The 17,592-nt window shown below is 60.4% G+C and carries 15 protein-coding genes; 4 read left to right on the top strand and 11 right to left on the bottom strand.

Features of this window, described 5'->3' with window-relative positions; genetic code table 11:
• The first annotated feature begins 1 nt into the window (after position 1).
• Both pcaD and pcaC read left to right on the top strand, forming a co-directional pair.
• Positions 2–802, top strand: a complete 801-nt coding sequence (gene pcaD / locus BW979_RS23895) for a 3-oxoadipate enol-lactonase (RefSeq protein WP_076386016.1) — start codon at positions 2–4, stop codon at positions 800–802.
• Positions 803–813: 11 nt separating this feature from the next.
• Positions 814–1,206 (top strand): 4-carboxymuconolactone decarboxylase, encoded by a 393-nt coding sequence (pcaC, locus tag BW979_RS23890; RefSeq protein WP_047228308.1) that lies wholly within the window; start codon positions 814–816, stop codon positions 1,204–1,206.
• A gap of 769 nt (positions 1,207–1,975) precedes the next feature.
• Here pcaC and BW979_RS23885 read toward each other — a convergent pair.
• From BW979_RS23885 to BW979_RS23865, 5 genes are all read right to left on the bottom strand, one after another.
• Positions 1,976–3,229 carry an OprD family porin gene (locus BW979_RS23885; RefSeq protein ID WP_076386014.1) on the bottom strand — a complete coding sequence of 418 codons (1,254 nt, stop codon included), beginning with the start codon at positions 3,227–3,229 and terminating at the stop codon, positions 1,976–1,978.
• 1,137 nt (positions 3,230–4,366) lie between these two features.
• On the bottom strand, positions 4,367–4,531 hold the full coding sequence (locus BW979_RS27515) for a hypothetical protein (protein WP_153387482.1): 165 nt from the start codon (positions 4,529–4,531) through the stop codon (positions 4,367–4,369).
• 265 nt (positions 4,532–4,796) lie between these two features.
• On the bottom strand, positions 4,797–6,254 hold the full coding sequence (adeC, locus tag BW979_RS23875) for an AdeC/AdeK/OprM family multidrug efflux complex outer membrane factor (protein WP_047228033.1): 1,458 nt from the start codon (positions 6,252–6,254) through the stop codon (positions 4,797–4,799).
• A complete protein-coding gene (emhB, locus tag BW979_RS23870) occupies positions 6,251–9,415 on the bottom strand; it encodes an efflux RND transporter permease subunit EmhB (protein WP_047228032.1) in 3,165 nt (1,054 codons plus the stop codon). Before emhB ends, adeC begins: the two co-directional genes overlap by 4 nt.
• A gap of 3 nt (positions 9,416–9,418) precedes the next feature.
• On the bottom strand, positions 9,419–10,576 hold the full coding sequence (locus tag BW979_RS23865; protein ID WP_047228031.1) for an efflux RND transporter periplasmic adaptor subunit: 1,158 nt from the start codon (positions 10,574–10,576) through the stop codon (positions 9,419–9,421).
• A gap of 265 nt (positions 10,577–10,841) precedes the next feature.
• On the opposite strand from BW979_RS23865, the gene BW979_RS23860 reads away from it, so the two are divergent.
• Positions 10,842–11,474 carry a TetR family transcriptional regulator gene (locus tag BW979_RS23860; RefSeq protein WP_047228030.1) on the top strand — a complete coding sequence of 211 codons (633 nt, stop codon included), beginning with the start codon at positions 10,842–10,844 and terminating at the stop codon, positions 11,472–11,474.
• Positions 11,475–11,685: 211 nt separating this feature from the next.
• Here the strand turns inward: BW979_RS23860 and BW979_RS23855 are convergent, their stop codons facing one another.
• From BW979_RS23855 to BW979_RS23840, 4 genes are all read right to left on the bottom strand, one after another.
• Positions 11,686–12,192: a hypothetical protein gene (locus tag BW979_RS23855; RefSeq protein ID WP_076386009.1), complete on the bottom strand. Its 507-nt coding sequence runs from the start codon at positions 12,190–12,192 to the stop codon at positions 11,686–11,688.
• 328 nt (positions 12,193–12,520) lie between these two features.
• The gene (locus tag BW979_RS23850) at positions 12,521–13,570 is read right to left on the bottom strand and encodes an alkene reductase (protein ID WP_076386007.1); all 1,050 of its coding nucleotides are present in this window, start codon (positions 13,568–13,570) and stop codon (positions 12,521–12,523) included.
• 32 nt (positions 13,571–13,602) lie between these two features.
• Positions 13,603–14,769: an MFS transporter gene (locus BW979_RS23845; protein ID WP_047228027.1), complete on the bottom strand. Its 1,167-nt coding sequence runs from the start codon at positions 14,767–14,769 to the stop codon at positions 13,603–13,605.
• Positions 14,770–14,786: 17 nt separating this feature from the next.
• Positions 14,787–15,089, bottom strand: coding sequence for an ArsR/SmtB family transcription factor (locus BW979_RS23840; protein WP_047228026.1), 303 nt, complete (start codon positions 15,087–15,089; stop codon positions 14,787–14,789).
• 156 nt (positions 15,090–15,245) lie between these two features.
• Here BW979_RS23840 and BW979_RS23835 point away from each other — a divergent pair, with 156 nt between their 5' ends.
• Positions 15,246–15,830, top strand: a complete 585-nt coding sequence (locus tag BW979_RS23835) for an acyl carrier protein phosphodiesterase (RefSeq protein ID WP_047228025.1) — start codon at positions 15,246–15,248, stop codon at positions 15,828–15,830.
• A 145-nt stretch (positions 15,831–15,975) separates the two neighbouring features.
• On the opposite strand, the gene BW979_RS23830 is transcribed toward BW979_RS23835, so the two are convergent.
• Positions 15,976–16,767, bottom strand: a complete 792-nt coding sequence (locus BW979_RS23830) for a lysophospholipid acyltransferase family protein (protein WP_047228024.1) — start codon at positions 16,765–16,767, stop codon at positions 15,976–15,978.
• A complete protein-coding gene (gene olsB, locus BW979_RS23825) occupies positions 16,767–17,522 on the bottom strand; it encodes an L-ornithine N(alpha)-acyltransferase (protein ID WP_047228023.1) in 756 nt (251 codons plus the stop codon). The genes BW979_RS23830 and olsB overlap by 1 nt, the downstream gene beginning before the upstream one ends.
• Between the last annotated feature and the right edge of the window lie 70 nt (positions 17,523–17,592).

The following is a 17,592-nucleotide window of genomic DNA, read 5'->3' as shown; positions in this document are numbered from 1 at the left end:
TGTGGGATTCGTCAAACTCGCCGAAGGCGAACTGAACTATTGTTTCGATGGACCGCAGGATGGCCCGGTGCTGGTGCTCTCCAACTCCCTGGGCACCGACCTGCACATGTGGGACGAGCAGATCGCCGCCTTCAGTGAACACTTTCGCGTGTTGCGTTTTGACACGCGCGGGCACGGTCAATCCTTGGTGACTGAAGGGCCGTACAGCATCGACCAACTGGGCCGCGACGTGCTGGCGATGCTCGATCAGCTGAACATCGACAAGGTGCATTTCTGTGGGTTGTCCATGGGCGGATTGATCGGCCAATGGCTGGGGATCAATGCCGGTGAGCGGCTGCACAAACTGGTGGTGTGCAACACCGCCGCCAAGATCGGCGACCCATCCGTATGGGACCCGCGGATCGAAACCGTACTGCGTGATGGCAAGGCGGCGATGGTCGCGCTGCGGGATGCCTCGATTGCCCGTTGGTTCACATCGGACTTTGCCCAGGCTCATCCAGAGAAGGTCAGGAGAATCACCGACATGCTTGCTGCCACTTCGCCCCAGGGCTACGCGGCTAACTGCGCGGCGGTGCGCGATGCCGATTTCCGCGAGCAGTTGTCGTCGATTCGCGTGCCGCTGCTGGTGGTCGCCGGCACCAAAGATGCCGTGACCCCACCGTCGGGCGGGCACTTTATCCAGGAGCGGGTCAACGGCGCCGAATACGCCGAATTCCATGCCGCGCATCTGTCCAACGTCCAGGCCGGTGCCGCGTTCAGCGAGCGGGTGCTGGCTTTCCTGCTAGGTTCCAGTCGTTCTTGAGGGAGTATTTTGTGGACGAGAAACAACGTTACGACGAAGGCATGCAAGTACGCCGCGCGGTGCTGGGCGATGCCCACGTCGACCGCAGCCTGAATGCCTTGACTGAGTTCAACAGCGAATTCCAGGAGATGATCACCCGTCATGCCTGGGGCGACATCTGGACCCGCCCCGGCCTGCCGCGCCACACCCGCAGCCTGATCACCATCGCCATGCTGATCGGCATGAACCGCAGCGAAGAACTCAAACTGCACTTGCGCGCTGCTGCCAATAATGGTGTGAGCCGCAGCGAGATCAAGGAAGTGATCATGCAGAGTGCTATCTATTGCGGCATCCCTGCGGCCAACGCCACCTTCCACCTGGCCGAGTCGGTGTGGGATGAACTGGGCGTCGAATCACGGGCTTGAGATCCACCGCCAATCCCTGTGGAAGTCAAGACTGGGGGAGCAAAGCTTGCTCGCGAAAGCGGTGGGTCAGTTGGCGATGATGTTGAATGTGATGACGCCATCGCGAGCAGGCTCGCTCCCACACTGGATCTTCAGTGAGCACAAATTTTATGCTCGACACTGATCCCCTGTGGGAGCGGGCTTGCTCGCGAAAGCGGTGGGTCAGCTTGCATCGATGTTGAATGTGATGACGCCATCGCGAGCAGGCTCGCTCCCACACTGGATCTTCAGTGAACACAAATTTTATGCTCGACACTGATCCCCCTGTGGGAGCGAGCCTGCTCGCGAAAGCGGTGGGTCAGCTTGCATCGATGTTGAATGTGATGACGCCATCGCGAGCAGGCTCGCTCCCACACTGGATCTTCAGTGAGCACAAATTTTATGCTCAACGCTGATCCCCCTGTGGGAGCGAGCTTGCTCGCGAAAGCGGTGGGTCAGCTTGCATCGATGTTGAATGTGATGACGCCATCGAGAGCAGGCTCGCTCCCACACTGGATCTTCAGTGAACACAAATTTTATGCTCAACGCTGATCCCCCTGTGGGAGCGAGCTTGCTCGCGAAAGCGGTGGGTCAGCTTGCATCGATGTTGAATGTGATGACGCCATCGAGAGCAGGCTCGCTCCCACACTGGATCTTCGGTGAACACAAATTTTTTGCTCGACACTGATCCCCCTGTGGGAGCGAGCCTGCTCGCGATGACGCCGGTACAGCCTCCACTTATGTTTGGCTTTTACAACAAGCTGATCGGATAGCTGACGATCAGCCGGTTCTCATCGAACTCATTGGTGCTGTAATCCCGACGCATCGTTGAATTACGCCATTTCACATTGAGGCTCTTCAACGCACCGCTTTGTACGGTGTAGGCCAGTTCGCTTTCGCGACCCCATTCCTTACCGTCGGTGATGGTGCCTGTGTGTACGTTGTCACCGCTGATGTAGCGGTTCATCAGGGTCAGGCCCGGTACGCCGACGGCGGCAAAGTTGAAGTCGTGGCGCACTTGCCAGGATTTTTCCTGGGCGTTGTCGTAGCTGGAGTTGTAGCTGTCGTTGGCCAGGGTGCCGCCGCTGGTGCCGTTGACGCGCATCCAGCCATCGTCGCCGCTGAGTTTTTGCAGGCCGACGTAGAAGGTGTTGCCACCGTATTTGGCCGAGAGCATGGCGAACGCGGTCTTGTTGTCCAGGTCGCCCGCCAGGGCACTGCCTTCTTCCTTGCCGATGAAGTAGCCCAGGTTGGCGCCTAGGGTCCAGTCACCGATGGGCTGGCTGTGGGTCAGGTTGAAATATTTTTGCTGGTAGATGTCCGACAGTTCCGCGTACCAGACGCCGACCTGAGTGCGCTTGTCGTTGAAGGCGTATTCGCCGCCGCCGAAATTGAAGCGGTCGGACGTGAACGCGCCGCGGCCGTTCATCGACATGTCTTCCATGCTCGCGTCGTTACGCGGGCTGTTGGCGCGGAACTGGCCGCCGTACAGGCTCAGGCCGTTGATCTCGGTGGAGGTGACCTGACCGCCGCGGAAAGTCTGCGGCAGGGACCGGCCATCGTCAGAGCGCAGGATCGGCAGCACCGGCATCCATTCGCCCACTTTCAGCTCAGTTTTCGACACCTTGGCCTTGAGTGCGACACCCAGGCGACCGAAGTCATCTGCCGGACGGCCATCGTCATGCACCGGCAACAAGGCGGTATTGGCCGTGCCGCGACCACCGTCGAGCTTGAGCGAGTACATGCCCAGCACGTCCATACCGAAACCCACGGTGCCCTGAGTGAAGCCGGACTTGGCGTCGAGAATGAAACTCTGGGTCCATTCCTCGGCTTTGCCTTGGGCGTTAGCCGGGTTGGTGAAGTTGCGGTTGATGTAGAAGTTGCGCAGGTTGAGATTGACCTTGGCGTCCTCGACAAAACCCGACTCTGCGGCCAGGACGGGCAGGGTGGCGCCAGACAGGGCAATAGCGATAAGACTGGGGAATAAATGCTGTGTAGGTTTCATGGGCATGTCTCTAGTTTTGTGGGCAAAGCGGGTCGCTGCCGCAACCTTGGGTTGCAGTCGGCACGGTGGAGCTGGACGGTAAGGCGATCGAAGGATCAGCCGGATGAGGCGGGGTCTATGGGCATGGCATCGAACCTGTTGTTATTGGTTTTGTGCCAGGGATGGTGAAGGGCCGGCTGGGATCGGTTCAATTGTCGTTTGCGGGTTTTGGGCGATTATCGAACGGCAAAAACTGATTGGATCTTTGTGGGAGTGAGCCTGATCGCGATGGCGGCCTACAGTCGGCCAGGATGTTTTTGACTGAGTACATATCCATTTCGCGGTAACGGCGACTTAGGGTTCCGCCCTTACGGCGGGTCACTTTCGAAAATCCGGAAGCCGGCCCAGGCGAAAGTAACCAAAGCGCTCTTGCCCCACCACTCGGCACCTCGCTTAGGCTCGGTGTGCCCTCACTCCGGCATTGCTCCGTGGGCCCGCCGCGAAGGGCCATCCATGGCCCAGCGCGGCTATCCCGGCATCCATGCCGGGATGCCCACTCCACAATGCCTGCGTTCGGCCAGCGTGGTTAACGGGGCGCCCCAGATCAAAATCAAAAGCGAGGCGGCCTTATAGCCGACCTGATTCTTCCGGTCGTACACCGGTCAGAACTGTGGGAGCAAGCTTGCTCGCGAGGCGGCCTGATAGCCGACCTGGCTTTCCCGGTCGTACGCCGGTCAGAACTGTGGGAGCAAAGCTTGCTCGCGAGGCGGCCTGATAGCCGACCTGGCTTTCCCGGTCGTACGCCGGTCAGAACTGTGTGAGCAAAGCTTGCTCGCGAGGCGGCCTGATAGCCGACCTGGCTCTCCCGGTCGTACGCCGGTCAGAACTGTGTGAGCAAAGCTTGCTCGCGAGGCGGCCTGATAGCCGACCTGGCTCTCCCGGTCGTACGCCGGTCAGAACTGTGTGAGCAAAGCTTGCTCGCGAGGCGGCCTGATAGCCGACCTGGCTCTCCCGGTCGTATCCCGGTCCAATTGTGGGAGCGAGCCTGCTCGCGAAGGCGATGGCACAGTCGATGAATAATGTTGAATGTTCCAGCCTCTTCGCGAGCAAGCTCGCTCCCACAGGAGGAACGCGATCACCAAAAAATCAGGTCGGCTATCAGGCCGCCTCGCGGTGGACGTTGATCTCGGGCGCCCCGTTAACCACGCTGGCCGAACGCAGGCATTGCGCAGTGGGCACCTCGGCATGGATGCCGAGGTAGCCGCGCTGGGCCATGGATGGCCCTTCGCGGCGGCCCACGGAGCAATGCCGGAGTGAGGGCATGCCGAGCCTAGGCGAGGCACCGAGTGGTGGGGCAGAAGCGCTTTGGTTACTTTCGCCTGGGCCGGCTTCCGGATTTTCGAAAGTGACCCGCCGTAAGGGCGGAACCCTAAGTGGCCGTTACCGCAGAAACGGATATGTACGCAATCAACAAAACCCTGGCCGACTGTCAGGCCGCCATCGCGGGCAAGCCTTGCTCCCACACAGCGTGCACAAACAAAAAGCCCACCTTCCGGTGGGCTTCGTGTTTCAGCGTTCAGGCATCAAGTCAGAACAGTTTCAACGGCGGCGCTTTCTCCGCCACCGGTTCGTTCTTGCCGGGTTCGGCATTCCAACCACCGCCCAACGCCTTGTACAGATTGACCTCGCTGGTCAGTTGCGCCAGGCGGTCGGTGATCAGCGATTGTTGGGCGCTGAACAACTGACGTTGGGCGTCGAGGAAGGTCAGGTTGCTGTCGACACCGATGCGATAGCGACGCTCGGCCAGGCTGTAGTAGTCCTGGTTGGCGGCGACGAAGGCGGTCTGGGCCTGCAACTGTTCATTGTAGGTCCGGCGTGCGGCCAGGCCGTCGGAGACTTCCTGAAACGCGGTCTGAATCGACTTCTCGTAATTGGCGACGTTGATGTCTTTCTGGATTTTGGCGTAATCCAGGCTTGCCCGCAGGCTGCCGGCGTTGAAGATCGGCAGGTTGATTTGCGGGGCGAAGGTCCAGGTGCCCGAACCGCCCTTGAACAGGCCGGACAGGTCCGGGCTCAGGGTGCCGGCGTTGGCCGTCAGGCTGATGCTGGGGAAGAACGCGGCCCGTGCGGCGCCGATGTTGGCGTTGGCGGCCAGCAGGTTGCGTTCGGCCTGGAGGATGTCCGGGCGACGTTGCAACAGGTCTGACGGCAACCCCGCCGGCACTTCGCTGAGCAGGTCATCGCTCAGCGGTTGGGTGCTCAGGTTGGACGGCAGACCAGTGCCCAGCAGCAGGGTCAGGCTGTTTTCATCCTGAGCCACCTGGCGGGTATAGCGCGCCAGTTGTACGCGGGCGTTTTCCACCGCCGTGCGTGCCTGGCTCAGGTCCAGGGCCGAGGCCACGCCGACTTCGGCGCTGCGGGAGGTCAGCTTGAGGCTTTGCTCGTAGGTGCCCAGGGTTTCCTGGGTCAGCTTGAGCAGTTCCTTGTCGGCCTGCCAGGTCAGGTAGGCGTTGGCAACGCTGGCCACCAGGCTGATCTGGGTACTGCGACGGGCCTCTTCGGTGGCGAAGTAGCTTTGCAACGCTTGCTCGCTCAGGCTGCGCACCCGGCCGAACAGGTCCAGTTCATAAGCACTGATGCCCAGGGTCGCGGAGTAGGAGCTGCTGATGGCTGCCTCACCGGTTTGCGACGCCCGTGCCGGCACTCGCTGACGGCTGCCGGAACCGGTGGCCGAGACCGCCGGGAACAGGTCCGCCCGCTGGATGCGGTATTGCGCGGCGTAAGCATCGATATTCAGCGCCGCGACGCGCAGGTCGCGGTTGTTTTCCAGGGCAACCTGGATCAGCTGTTGCAAGGCCGGGTCATGGAAAAACTGTTTCCAGCCCTGTTCGGCGGCGGCCTGGCTGGCCGCCTTGGCCGGCTCGTAGGCCGGACCTTGCGGGTACTGCGTGGCGACCGGTGCTTCGGGCCGCTGATAATCGGGGATCAGCGAGCAGCCGCTGAGCACGACGGCGGCGATGGTCAGAGAGAGGAGCGACTTGCTCATTGGCCAGCCTCTTTAGAAGTTTCAGGAGTGTCGTCCTGGTCGATATTTTTGCGACGGCCTATCGACGACACAGTCACGAAGAACAATGGCACCCAGAAAATCGCCAGGATGGTGGCGGTCAACATACCGCCGATCACACCGGTGCCGATGGCGTGCTGGCTGCCTGAACCTGCGCCGGTGGAAATCGCCAACGGCACCACGCCGAGAACGAACGCCAGGGACGTCATGATGATCGGCCTTAGACGCATCCTACAGGCTTCAATGGCGGCTTCCACCAGCGTGCGGCCCTGTTCGTGAAGTTCCTTGGCGAATTCCACGATCAGAATAGCGTTTTTCGCCGCCAGACCGATGGTCGTCAACAAACCCACCTGGAAGTACACGTCGTTGGACAGGCCGCGCAGGCTGGTCGCCATCAAGGCACCGATGATCCCCAGTGGTACCACGAGCATGACCGCGATCGGAATCGACCAGCTTTCATACAGCGCAGCCAGGCAGAGGAATACCATCAGCAGCGACAAGGCGTACAACGCAGGCGCCTGGGAGCCGGAAAGACGTTCCTCGTAGGACAAACCCGTCCAGGAAATACCGACGCCGGCCGGCAGTTTCTGGGCGATGGCCTCGACTTCGGCCATGGCTTCGCCGGTGGAGTAACCCGGGGCCGGGGACCCCAGAATTTCCATCGCTTCCACGCCGTTGTAACGGGCCAGTTTCGGCGAGCCGTAGACCCACTCGCCCTTGGCGAATGCGCTGAACGGCACCATAGTCCCGGCGCTGTTGCGCACATACCACTTCTGCAGGTCTTCGGGGCTCATGCGTGCATTCGGCTGACCTTGGACGTACACCCGCTTCACCCGACCACGGTCGATGAAGTCGTTCACGTAGCTACTGCCCAGGGCAACCGACAGGGTGTTGTTGATGTCCGAGAGGGTGATGCCCAGGGCGCTGGCCTTCTCGTCATCGATTTCTAACTGGTACTGCGGCTCGTCATTCAGGCCGTTCGGACGCACCTGGGAGAGAATCTTGCTCTGGGAAGCCATGCCCAGGAACTGGTTACGGGCTTCCATCAGCTTCTCATGGCCGATGCCGGCGCGGTCCTGCAGGAACACGTCGAAACCGGTGGCGTTACCCAGTTCCATCACCGCCGGCGGAGCGAAGGCAAACACCATTGCGTCGCGGAAGGTGAAGAAGTGTTGCTGGGCGCGGCCAGCGATTTTGAACACGGTGTTCTCAGCGTCACGCTCTTCCCACGGCTTGAGCATGATGAACGCCAGGCCGGAGCTCTGGCCACGACCAGCGAAGTTGAAGCCGGTCACGGTGAACACCGAGGCCACGCCATCGCCTTCACCGCCATCCTTGCTTGGACGCAGCAGGAACTCGCGCATGTTGTCCACCACCACCTGGGTCCGTTCGGCGCTGGAACCGGCCGGGGTCTGTACCTGGGCAAACAGCACGCCCTGGTCTTCTTCCGGCAGGAACGCCGTCGGGATGCGGGTGAACAGCCAGACCATGCCAACCACGATGATCACATAGGCCAGCAGGTACGGCGCCTTGTGCTTGAGCATGTTGCCCACGCCGCGCTCGTAGCTTCTGACGCCGCGGTCGAAGGTGCGGTTGAACCAGCCGAAGAAGCCGCGTTTCGGCGTGCCGTGCTCACCCTTGGGAATCGGCTTGAGCATGGTGGCGCACAGGGCCGGGGTAAAGATCAGGGCCACCAGTACCGACAGGGCCATGGCCGAGACGATGGTGATGGAAAACTGCTTGTAGATCACGCCGGTGGAGCCGCCAAAAAACGCCATCGGCAGCAGCACCGCCGAGAGCACCAGGGCGATACCCACCAGGGCGCCCTGGATCTGGCCCATGGATTTCTTGGTGGCTTCCTTGGGTGACAGGCCTTCTTCACTCATGACCCGTTCGACGTTCTCCACCACGACGATGGCATCGTCCACCAGCAAACCGATGGCCAGCACCATGCCGAACATGGTCAGGGTGTTGATGCTGAAGCCGAATGCCGCGAGGATCCCGAAAGTGCCGAGCAATACCACCGGCACCGTCATTGTGGTGATGATGGTGGCGCGGAAGTTCTGCAGGAACAGGAACATCACCAGGAACACCAGGGCAACCGCTTCGATCAGGGTTTCAACCACACCCTTGATCGACTCGCTCACCACCGGTGTGGTGTCGTAGGGGAACACCACTTCCAGGCCTTGCGGGAAGAACGGCTTGAGATCTTCGACGGTCTGGCGCAGGGCCTTGGCCGTGTCGAGGGCGTTGGCACCGGTGGCCAGTCTCACTGCCAGACCGGAGGCCGGGGCACCGTTGAACTGGGCATTGATGCTGTAGCTCTCGCCGCCCAGGGCGACATCTGCCACGTCGCCGACGCGCACTTGCGAGCCATCCGGATTGACCTTGAGCAAGATGGCCTTGAACTGTTCGGCGGTCTGCAGGCGGGTCTTGCCAATAATGGTGGCGTTCAGTTGCTGACCGGGCAGGGCAGGCAGGCCGCCGAGTTGGCCGGACGCGATCTGGACGTTCTGCGCGGAAATGGCGTTGGTCACATCTACCGGGGTCAGGCTGTAGTTATTCAGCTTGGCCGGGTCGAGCCAGATTCGCATTGCGTACTGGGCACCGAAGACCTGGAAGTCACCGACACCGGCTGTGCGCGAGATCGGGTCCTGCATGTTGGACACGATGTAGTTGGACAGGTCTTCCCGGGTCATGCTGCCGTCGCGCGACACCACGCCGATCACCATCAGGAAGTTTCTCACTGACTTGGTCACGCGGATGCCCTGTTGCTGCACTTCTTGCGGCAGCAGCGGAGTGGCCAGGTTCAACTTGTTCTGGACCTGGACCTGGGCGGTATCGGAGTTGGTGCCTTGTTCGAAGGTCGCCGTGATGGTCATGCTGCCGTCGGAGTTACTTTCCGAGGAGACATAACGCAGGTTATCGATGCCGTTGAGCTGTTGCTCGATGACCTGCACCACGGTGTCCTGCACGGTCTGCGCGGATGCGCCCGGGTAGGTGACCTGGATCGCAATGGCCGGCGGCGCGATGCTGGGGTATTGGTTGATCGGCAATTTGAGGATCGACAGGGCCCCGACCAACATGATCACCAGGGCGATAACCCAGGCGAAAATCGGACGGTCGATAAAAAATTTCGACATGGTTTACTCCCCTTTGCCGCCGGCGGCTTTGTCAGCTGCCTGTGCGGGGGCCGGGTTCTTTGCGCCAACGTTGGTGGCCTCAGTGGCTTTGACTTCCACCCCTGGCCGTACGTACTGCAACCCTTCGGTGATCAAACGATCGCCAGCCTTGAGCCCGTCTTCGATCAGCCATTGGCTACCGACGGTACGGCTGGCCTTGAGCTGGCGCAGCTCGACCTTGTTGTCCGGGCCCACCACCAGGGCGGTCGGCATGCCTTTGAGGTCGCGGGTCACGCCTTGCTGCGGCGCGAGAATCGCCGCGCTGTTGACCCCGGCCTGCAATTGCGCGTGGACGAACATGCCCGGCAGCAGGGTGTGGTCAGGGTTAGGGAACACCGCGCGCAGGGTTACCGAACCGGTGGTCTGGTCGACCGACACTTCGGAGAACTCCAGCTTGCCCTCATGGGCATATTGGCTGCCGTCTTCCAGGGTCAGTTTGACCATGGCGGCGTTGTCGCCAGCCTTCTGCAGGCGGCCGCTTTCCAGTTCACGGCGCAGTTGCAGCAGTTCCACGGAACTCTGCGTCACGTCGACGTAAATCGGGTCCAGTTGCTGAATGGTTGCCAGGGCATCGGCCTGGCCGTTGCTGACCAGCGCACCCTCTGTCACCGAGGAGCGACCGATGCGACCGGAAATCGGTGCGTAGACCTTGGTGTAGCGCACATTGATCTGGGCGGTCTGCAGATTGGCTTCCGACTCCAGGCGGTTGGCCAAGGCGGTGTCGTATTCCTGGCGGCTGACGGCCTGTTCGTCCACCAATTGTTTATAGCGATCGGAAATGGACTTGGTTGAGCGCAGGTTTGCTTCGGCGCTTTTGAGGGTCGCTTCGTACATGGCCGGGTCAATCTGATACAGCTGCTGGCCAGCCTTGACGTCGGCACCTTCCTTGAACAGACGCTTGAGGATGATGCCGTTGACTTGCGGACGAACTTCCGCGATGCGGAACGCGCTGGTGCGACCGGGAAGCTCCGACGTCAGGGTGAACGGCTGGGTCTTGAGGGTTACGACGCCGACCTGAGGAGCCGGTGCGGCAGGTGCCGCCTCTTCCTTTTTACATCCGCTGAGCAGCGATGCCAGGGCGATGGCGGTAACCAGAGCGGTAACAGCTGGCTTGAATTGCATGGAAATCCTCGGGTCCAGGCGCGTAAGAGGCGCACAAGAAAGTGGAAGGTGAAAAAGAGCGAGATAAACAATTAGTAGGATGCTAAGAAATATACTTACGTACACGGTTGTTTGTAAACACCCAAATTGCGTACCATCGGTATTTACAAAAGCCTGACAAAAGGCCTGCGCAGGTCGCAGAAGCGTTGTGAAGAACGCCGCCTCACATTTTGTTCAGTTGATCCTTACGCATTGCTTACGCATCCTGATTGAGGTGTTTACTGCCATGGTCCGTCGTACCAAAGAGGAAGCTCTGGAGACTCGCAGCCAGATACTCGAAGCGGCCGAAAAAGCCTTTTTCGAGCGCGGTGTGGCCCGCACGACACTGGCTGACATCGCGACGCTGGCCGGTGTAACGCGCGGTGCCATCTACTGGCATTTCAGCAATAAGGCGGACCTGCTCCAGGCCATGCTCGATACGTTGCACGAGCCGCTCGACGATCTGGCCCGCGCCAGTGAAAGTGAAGAGGAGCTTGACCCCCTGGGTTGTGTTCGCAAGCTGCTGGTGCGGTTGTTCCAACAGGTGGCCCTGGACCCGAAAACCCGACGCATTAATGAGATTTTGTTTCATAAGTGCGAATTCACCGATGAAATGTGCGATTTGCGCCAGCAGCGGCGCCAGGTCAGTCTCGATTGCAACGTGCGTATCGCGTTGTCGTTGCGCAATGCGATGAAGCGTGGCCAGTTGCCGGACGATCTGGATCCCGAAAGGGCAGCAGTCGCCATTCATGCCTACATCGACGGCATTTTGTACCAGTGGCTACTGGCTCCCGACAGCTTCGCACTGGCGGGTGAGGCCGAGCGCTGGGTGGAGATCGGGCTGGATATGCTGCACCTGAGCCCCAACCTGCGCAAATAAAACAAAATGCTCAATTTCATCGGTTTGTGTCAATAGCTGAACGGTGAGGACCCCGCCGGGCCTTGATCCCGGCAGAGTCATTTATAGACGAACTGCAGACACGTTGATCGCTCGCGAGTCGCTATTGTGCAGGAGGATTATGGCGTGTTGATGTACCGGCGCCATTGAGGCGCCTGTACTTGTCGTGCCGGCCTGTTACCGACCCTCTGGTTTATTCAACAATGAGGCGCACGGAATAGTTGAAAGGGGGTTCGAGCATCTTCTGGAAGATTTCCGAGCGGCAGGTGTATTCACCATTGCCGGTATACGCAGTTTTGCTTTTCCTGTTTGGCCTGTAACTGGATTCCAGGACGCCAAAACCGATGGGGGCTTCAAAGCGGGTTTGCATTTGGCAGCCGAAGTTGAAGGTGCTCATTTGATAGGAGAGAACTAATTCAATCGGTTTGATTTTTCTCAGCGTCGGTTGCCAGCCAGCAGCGGGATAAGTGAATTTCCTGTTATGGGCGAAATAGAATTCGCGGGTTGTTTTGGCGGGGACATCATAAGCGCTCAAGGACATGTCCGGGGGCGTGGGTTGCTCACTTAAAATGTTGGTCATTTCCAAGGCGTGAGAAGTTTTGTTTACCAGCTCCACGGTGATGCCGGTGTTGGCCAGGCTGGTGGCGACGGCTGCCGGTCCCAGTAGCAGAGCGAGGATTAATTTTTTCATCATGTTCATTGTAATGTGTCTCTCATGTATTACGAGGCGCGCTAAAGCCTGCGTAAGATAATGGCGCGTAATTGAAGTTACTTGGTTTAGTGTTGTTTTTTACAAGAATTGAAGTTGCTTATTAAGTTTGATAGATGTCGGTTAAATCCATTGGTTGAGTGGGTTGTTGTTCGGGCTTATTATTAGCGCTGTCCGGTGTGTTAATCCATAGTGAGTAAGTGTGGTGTTGTTATTTGATGTTTCGATGTCTGCGGAGTTTGATTGCGTCAGCCGTCAACAGATGTAAAAAAGCCCCGGCTCTTGCGAGTCGGGGCTTTTTGTAAGGCCGGTTTTTTATTTACATCACGGGGTAATCGATGTAACCCACCGGGCCTTTCCCATAGAACGTTTCCGGATGCGGCTCGTTCAGCGGTGCGTCAGCTTTCAAGCGCGCCGGCAGGTCCGGGTTGGCAATGAACGGCACACCAAAGGCAACGGCATCCGCTTTGCCCTCGGCCAGCCAGGCGTTGGCGCTGTCCTTGGTGAAACGTTCGTTGGCGATGTACGGGCCACCGAAAGCTTGCTTGAGCTGCGGGCCGATGCTGTCTTCGCCTTCCTTTTCACGGGAGCAGATAAAGGCGATGCCACGCTTGCCCAACTCGCGGGCCACATAGCTGAAGGTTTCCAGGCGGTTCTCGTCGCCCATGTCATGGGAGTCGGCGCGTGGTGCCAGGTGCACGCCAACCCGGCCGGCGCCCCAGACTTCAATGGCAGCGTCGGTCACTTCCAGCAGCAGGCGGGCACGGTTTTCCAGGGAGCCGCCATAGTTGTCGGTGCGCTGGTTGGTGCTGCTTTGCAGAAACTGGTCGAGCAGGTAGCCGTTGGCGCCATGGATTTCCACGCCGTCGAAACCGGCGGCCTTGGCGTTCTCGGCGCCTACGCGGTAAGCCTCAATGATATCGGCGATTTCCTCGGTTTCCAGCGCGCGTGGCGTCGGGTAGTCGGCCAGCGGACGCACCAGACTTACATGGCCCTTGGGCTGGATGGCGCTGGGCGCCACCGGCAATTCGCCGTTCAGGTAAGACGGATGGGAGATCCGGCCCACGTGCCACAGTTGCAGGAAAATCTTGCCGCCGGCGCCGTGGATGGCCTTGGTCACGTTGCTCCAGCCGCGCACCTGGTCGTTGGACCAGATGCCGGGGGTATCGGGGTAGCCCACGCCCATGGGCGTGACAGAGGTGGCTTCGCTGAGGATCAGGCCAGCGGAGGCACGCTGCACGTAGTACTCGGCCATCAGCGCGTTGGGCACACGGCCGGCGTCGGCACGGCAGCGGGTGAGCGGCGCCATGATGATGCGGTTCTTCAGCTCGATGTCGCCGAGTTTGATTGGATCGAAAATAGTCGTCATCAATTACAACCTCGAAAGTTAAGGGTTAAAAGTCAGTGAGTGGCAGGGGCCAGGTCGGCATTGCCGCCCTGGCGGAAAGTGATCAGGGTGACCAGCAGCGCCAGCACGGCCAGCGCACCGGCGGCCAGGGGCACGCTGGTCAGGCCCAGGCCGTGGTCGATGACACTGCCGCCGACCCAGGCGCCCAAGGCGTTGCCGATGTTGAAGGCGCCGATGTTCAGGGTGGAAACCAGGTTTGGCGCGTCTTTGCCGAAGGTCACCACGTTGACTTGCAGGGCCGGCACGGCGGCGAAGCAGGCGGTGGCCCAGAGGAACAGGGTGATTTCAGTGGGGATCAGCGCGACGCTGGTCCAGCTCAATACGGTGGACACCACAGCCATGGTGGTGAAAACCCCCATCAGCGTGTTCGCCAGGCTCTTGTCCGCCAGCTTGCCGCCGATGATGTTGCCCAGGGTCAGGCCCAGGCCGATCAGCACCAGGGTCCAGGTCACGCCGCGGGGCGATACGCCAGTGACTTCTCCCAGCAGCGGGGCGACGTAAGTGAACAGGGTGAACACCGAGGCGGAGAACAGCGCGGTCATGCTCAGGGACAGCCACAGGCCTGCGCCCTTGAGGGCGACGAGTTCCGAGCGCATGTCGAGTTTTTCTTCATCGCGCTTGGCCGGCAGAAAGCGGATCAGGCCGATCAGTGCAATCACGCCGATGACGGTCACGGCCCAGAAGGTCGAGCGCCAGCCGGCTTCCTGACCCAGCGCGGTGCCCAGCGGTACGCCGAGTACGTTGGCCAGGGTCAGGCCGGTGAACATCAGGGCCACGGCCGAGGCGCGCTTGTTGGGTGCCACCAGACCGGCGGCCACCACCGAACCGATGCCGAAGAACGCGCCATGGCACAGGGCGGTGACGACCCTGGCGAACATCAGCACGTTGTAATCACTGGCGATGGCGCAGAGCAGGTTGCCGACGATGAAGATCCCCATCAGCGCGACCAGGGCGGCCTTGCGCGGCAACCGTGCGGTGGCCAGGGCCATGAACGGTGCCCCGATGGCCACGCCCAGGGCGTAGCCGGTCACCAGCCAGCCGGCGCCGGGAATCGATACACCCAGGTCGGCCGCCACCTCAGGCAACAGGCCCATGATGACGAACTCGGTGGTGCCGATGGCGAAGGCGCTCAGGGCCAGGATGAGAAGTGAGAGGGGCATGGTGGATCCTTGTCGGGTCAGAGCTCTTGGCTCATTTGCTTGAGGAACTGCTGGATCACGTCCTCGTTGCGTTTGAAGAAATGCCATTGACCGACCTTCTGGCTGGTGATCAGCCCCGCCCGTTGCAACACCGCCAGATGGGCGGACACCGTGGACTGCGACAGGCCGCAACGCTGGTCGATCTGCCCGGCGCAAATGCCGAATTCGTGGTTGTGCAACTGTTCGGGGAACTGGACCTTGGGGTCTTTGAGCCAGTTGAGGATGTCTCGCCGTACTGGGTGTGCCAGGGCTTTTATTATTTCGTCGAGGTCGAGGGGCATGGTTGGCTGCTCGGAATGAGTAAAACGCTATATCGCGATGGGGCGAACTTTAAATCGTTATTTCGCGATACACCAATATGGATTTGATCTGAAAACCGAATAAATCGCTATATCGGGTTATAACGATATTGGCGCGGCGGTGCTAAGCTTCGCGCCATGAACTATCTCGCACACCTGCACCTCGGCGGTCCCGGCCGGGAACGACTGCTCGGCAGCCTCTACGGCGACTTCGTCAAAGGGCCGTTGCAAGGGCTGTACGATCCGCAAATCGAAGCGGCGATTGCCCTGCATCGGCGCATCGACATGTACACCGATCGCCACCCCGTGGTGGATATCGCTTTGTCGCGCTTTTCCACCGTACGGCGGCGCTATGCCGGAATTGTGCTCGACGTGTTTTTTGATCATTGCCTGGCCCGGGACTGGGCGCTGTATGGCGAAGGGCCGTTGATGGATTTCACCTCCCAGGTCTACCGAGTGCTCGCCGCCGAGCCGCAGTTGCCTGGGCGTCTGGCGCAAATCGCGCCTTACATGGCGGCGGATGACTGGCTGGGGTCTTATCGAGAATTCGATGTGCTTGGGCAAGTATTGCGGGGGATTTCCCGACGCCTGTCCCGGCCGGAGGAACTGGCCGGGGCCATGGAAGAATTGATCAGGCTCTATGAACCGTTGAGCGAAGACTTTCAGCTGTTCTACCCGCAGTTGCAGGATTTTGCGTTGAGCCAGACAACACGGCAGGGGTGATGTTGGAGCCGGTTCTTGCCGTCACTGAAGTTCAAATGTGTGAGCGAGCCTGCTCGCGATGAAGGCCTGGCAGTCAAGAACCAACTGACTGACCGCTATCGCGAGCAGGCTCGCTCCCACAAGGGCTCTGCATCGGGCCGCCGGATCAGGCCGCGATCGCAGGCCGCATCGGCACTTGCTGCTTTTGTGGGATTTCGCCAAACAATGCCTTGTGCACCGCCTGTTGCGCCTGGAAGGCCAGGGCAGCTCGCTCCTGGCCGTGGCAGGCAATCGGTTCCAGCAGATGGATGTGCACCTCGCCCCGGTCATTGGCGAACAGGCGCATCAGGTGCGACAGCAAATCATCATCGCCAACGAACGGCGCCAGCGAGTCCGGTTCACCGTTGCGCAGGTAGCGGATCGCCACCGGTTGCAGCGCCACGTCCGCATCGATGGCCGCCGACAATAAACGACCGTGGAAAGTGCGCAGGGAGCGGCCATCGGTGGTGGTGCCTTCGGGAAACATCAGCAGCGGATGGGCCTGTTCCAGGTGTCGGCTCATTTGCTTGCGGATCAACTGGCTGTCGCCCGAGCCGCGCCGGATAAACAGGCTGCCAGCCTTGGCCGCCAACCATCCGGCCACGGGCCAGGTGCGTACTTCGGCCTTGGACAGGAACGACATTGGCGTGAGCATGCCCAGCAGCGGGATATCGGTCCAGGACACATGGTTGCTGACCCACAGCATGGGCTGTTGCGGCATTTGCCCGTGCACCGTCACGCAGAAGGGCAGGGCATTGCTCAGGCGCGCCATGAAAAAACGCGACCAGCGCTGGCGGCGCACCATGGAGTTGGCCACACCCAACCGTTCGAACAGCCCGAATACGCTGGCCATGCTCAGACCCAGCGTCACCACCAGCAACACTCGCGCGATTCGCGCGTACACCCGCAACCGACTCATCACACCGCTGCCTTGAAGTGGCGGGCGTAGCGTGGGCAGAGTTCGTCACGCTTGAGCAGGATGAACACGTCGGCCACCTGGAAATCCTCATCCCAGCACGGCTCACCGCAAATCTTCGCGCCCAGGCGCATGTAAGCCTTGAGCAGAGGTGGCATTTCGGCGATGACGTTGGACGGTACGTCCAGGGCCGGCAACGGTTTTTTCGGTACCGCCCGCAGGTGTTCGGTGCACAGATAACGTTCGCGCAGACGCTGCATGATCGCTTGGGCCTGGACGCCGCCGTCCTGCATTGGAATGCTCGCGCATCCCATCAGGTAGCTGTAGCCGCCTTCGTTCAGCACCTCGGCCAGTTCGCCCCACAGTACCGCGATGGTGCCGCCGTTGCGGTAGGCCGGATCGACGCAGGTGCGGCCGATTTCCAGGATCGGGCCCTTGAGATGGACCAGGCCGTGAAGGTTGAACTCTTCTTCACTGTAGAACCGGCCCAGGCTGCTGGCGGCGTGGTGATCGAGCAGGCGTGTCGTCGCCACGAGTCGGCCGGTATTCAGGTCGCGTACGCCGATGTGGGCGCAGTGAACATCATAGTCATCCATGTCCAGACCCATTTCCGCGCCTTTGAGCTTGGCGTTGAATTCGCCGCTGAAGACGTTGAAGCGCAGGGCCTGGGCTTCTTGCAAAGCCTTGGCGCCAATCAGGCGTTCGGCTTGCAGGCGGCGTTCATTGCCAGTGTCGCTGATGCGGGCGATCTGAGTCATAGCGAATCTCCGTGCGGGCTGTTCAGTTGCAGCCGATCGACTTTCTTTATGCAGCCATGTTGTGCAAAGT

It is taken from the genome of Pseudomonas sp. A214 (genome assembly GCF_900156295.1).
Taxonomy (GTDB): Bacteria; Pseudomonadota; Gammaproteobacteria; order Pseudomonadales; family Pseudomonadaceae; genus Aquipseudomonas; species Aquipseudomonas rhizophila.
Note: the sequence above shows the minus strand (reverse complement) of the source record. Positions and strands in the feature narration are given on the sequence as shown.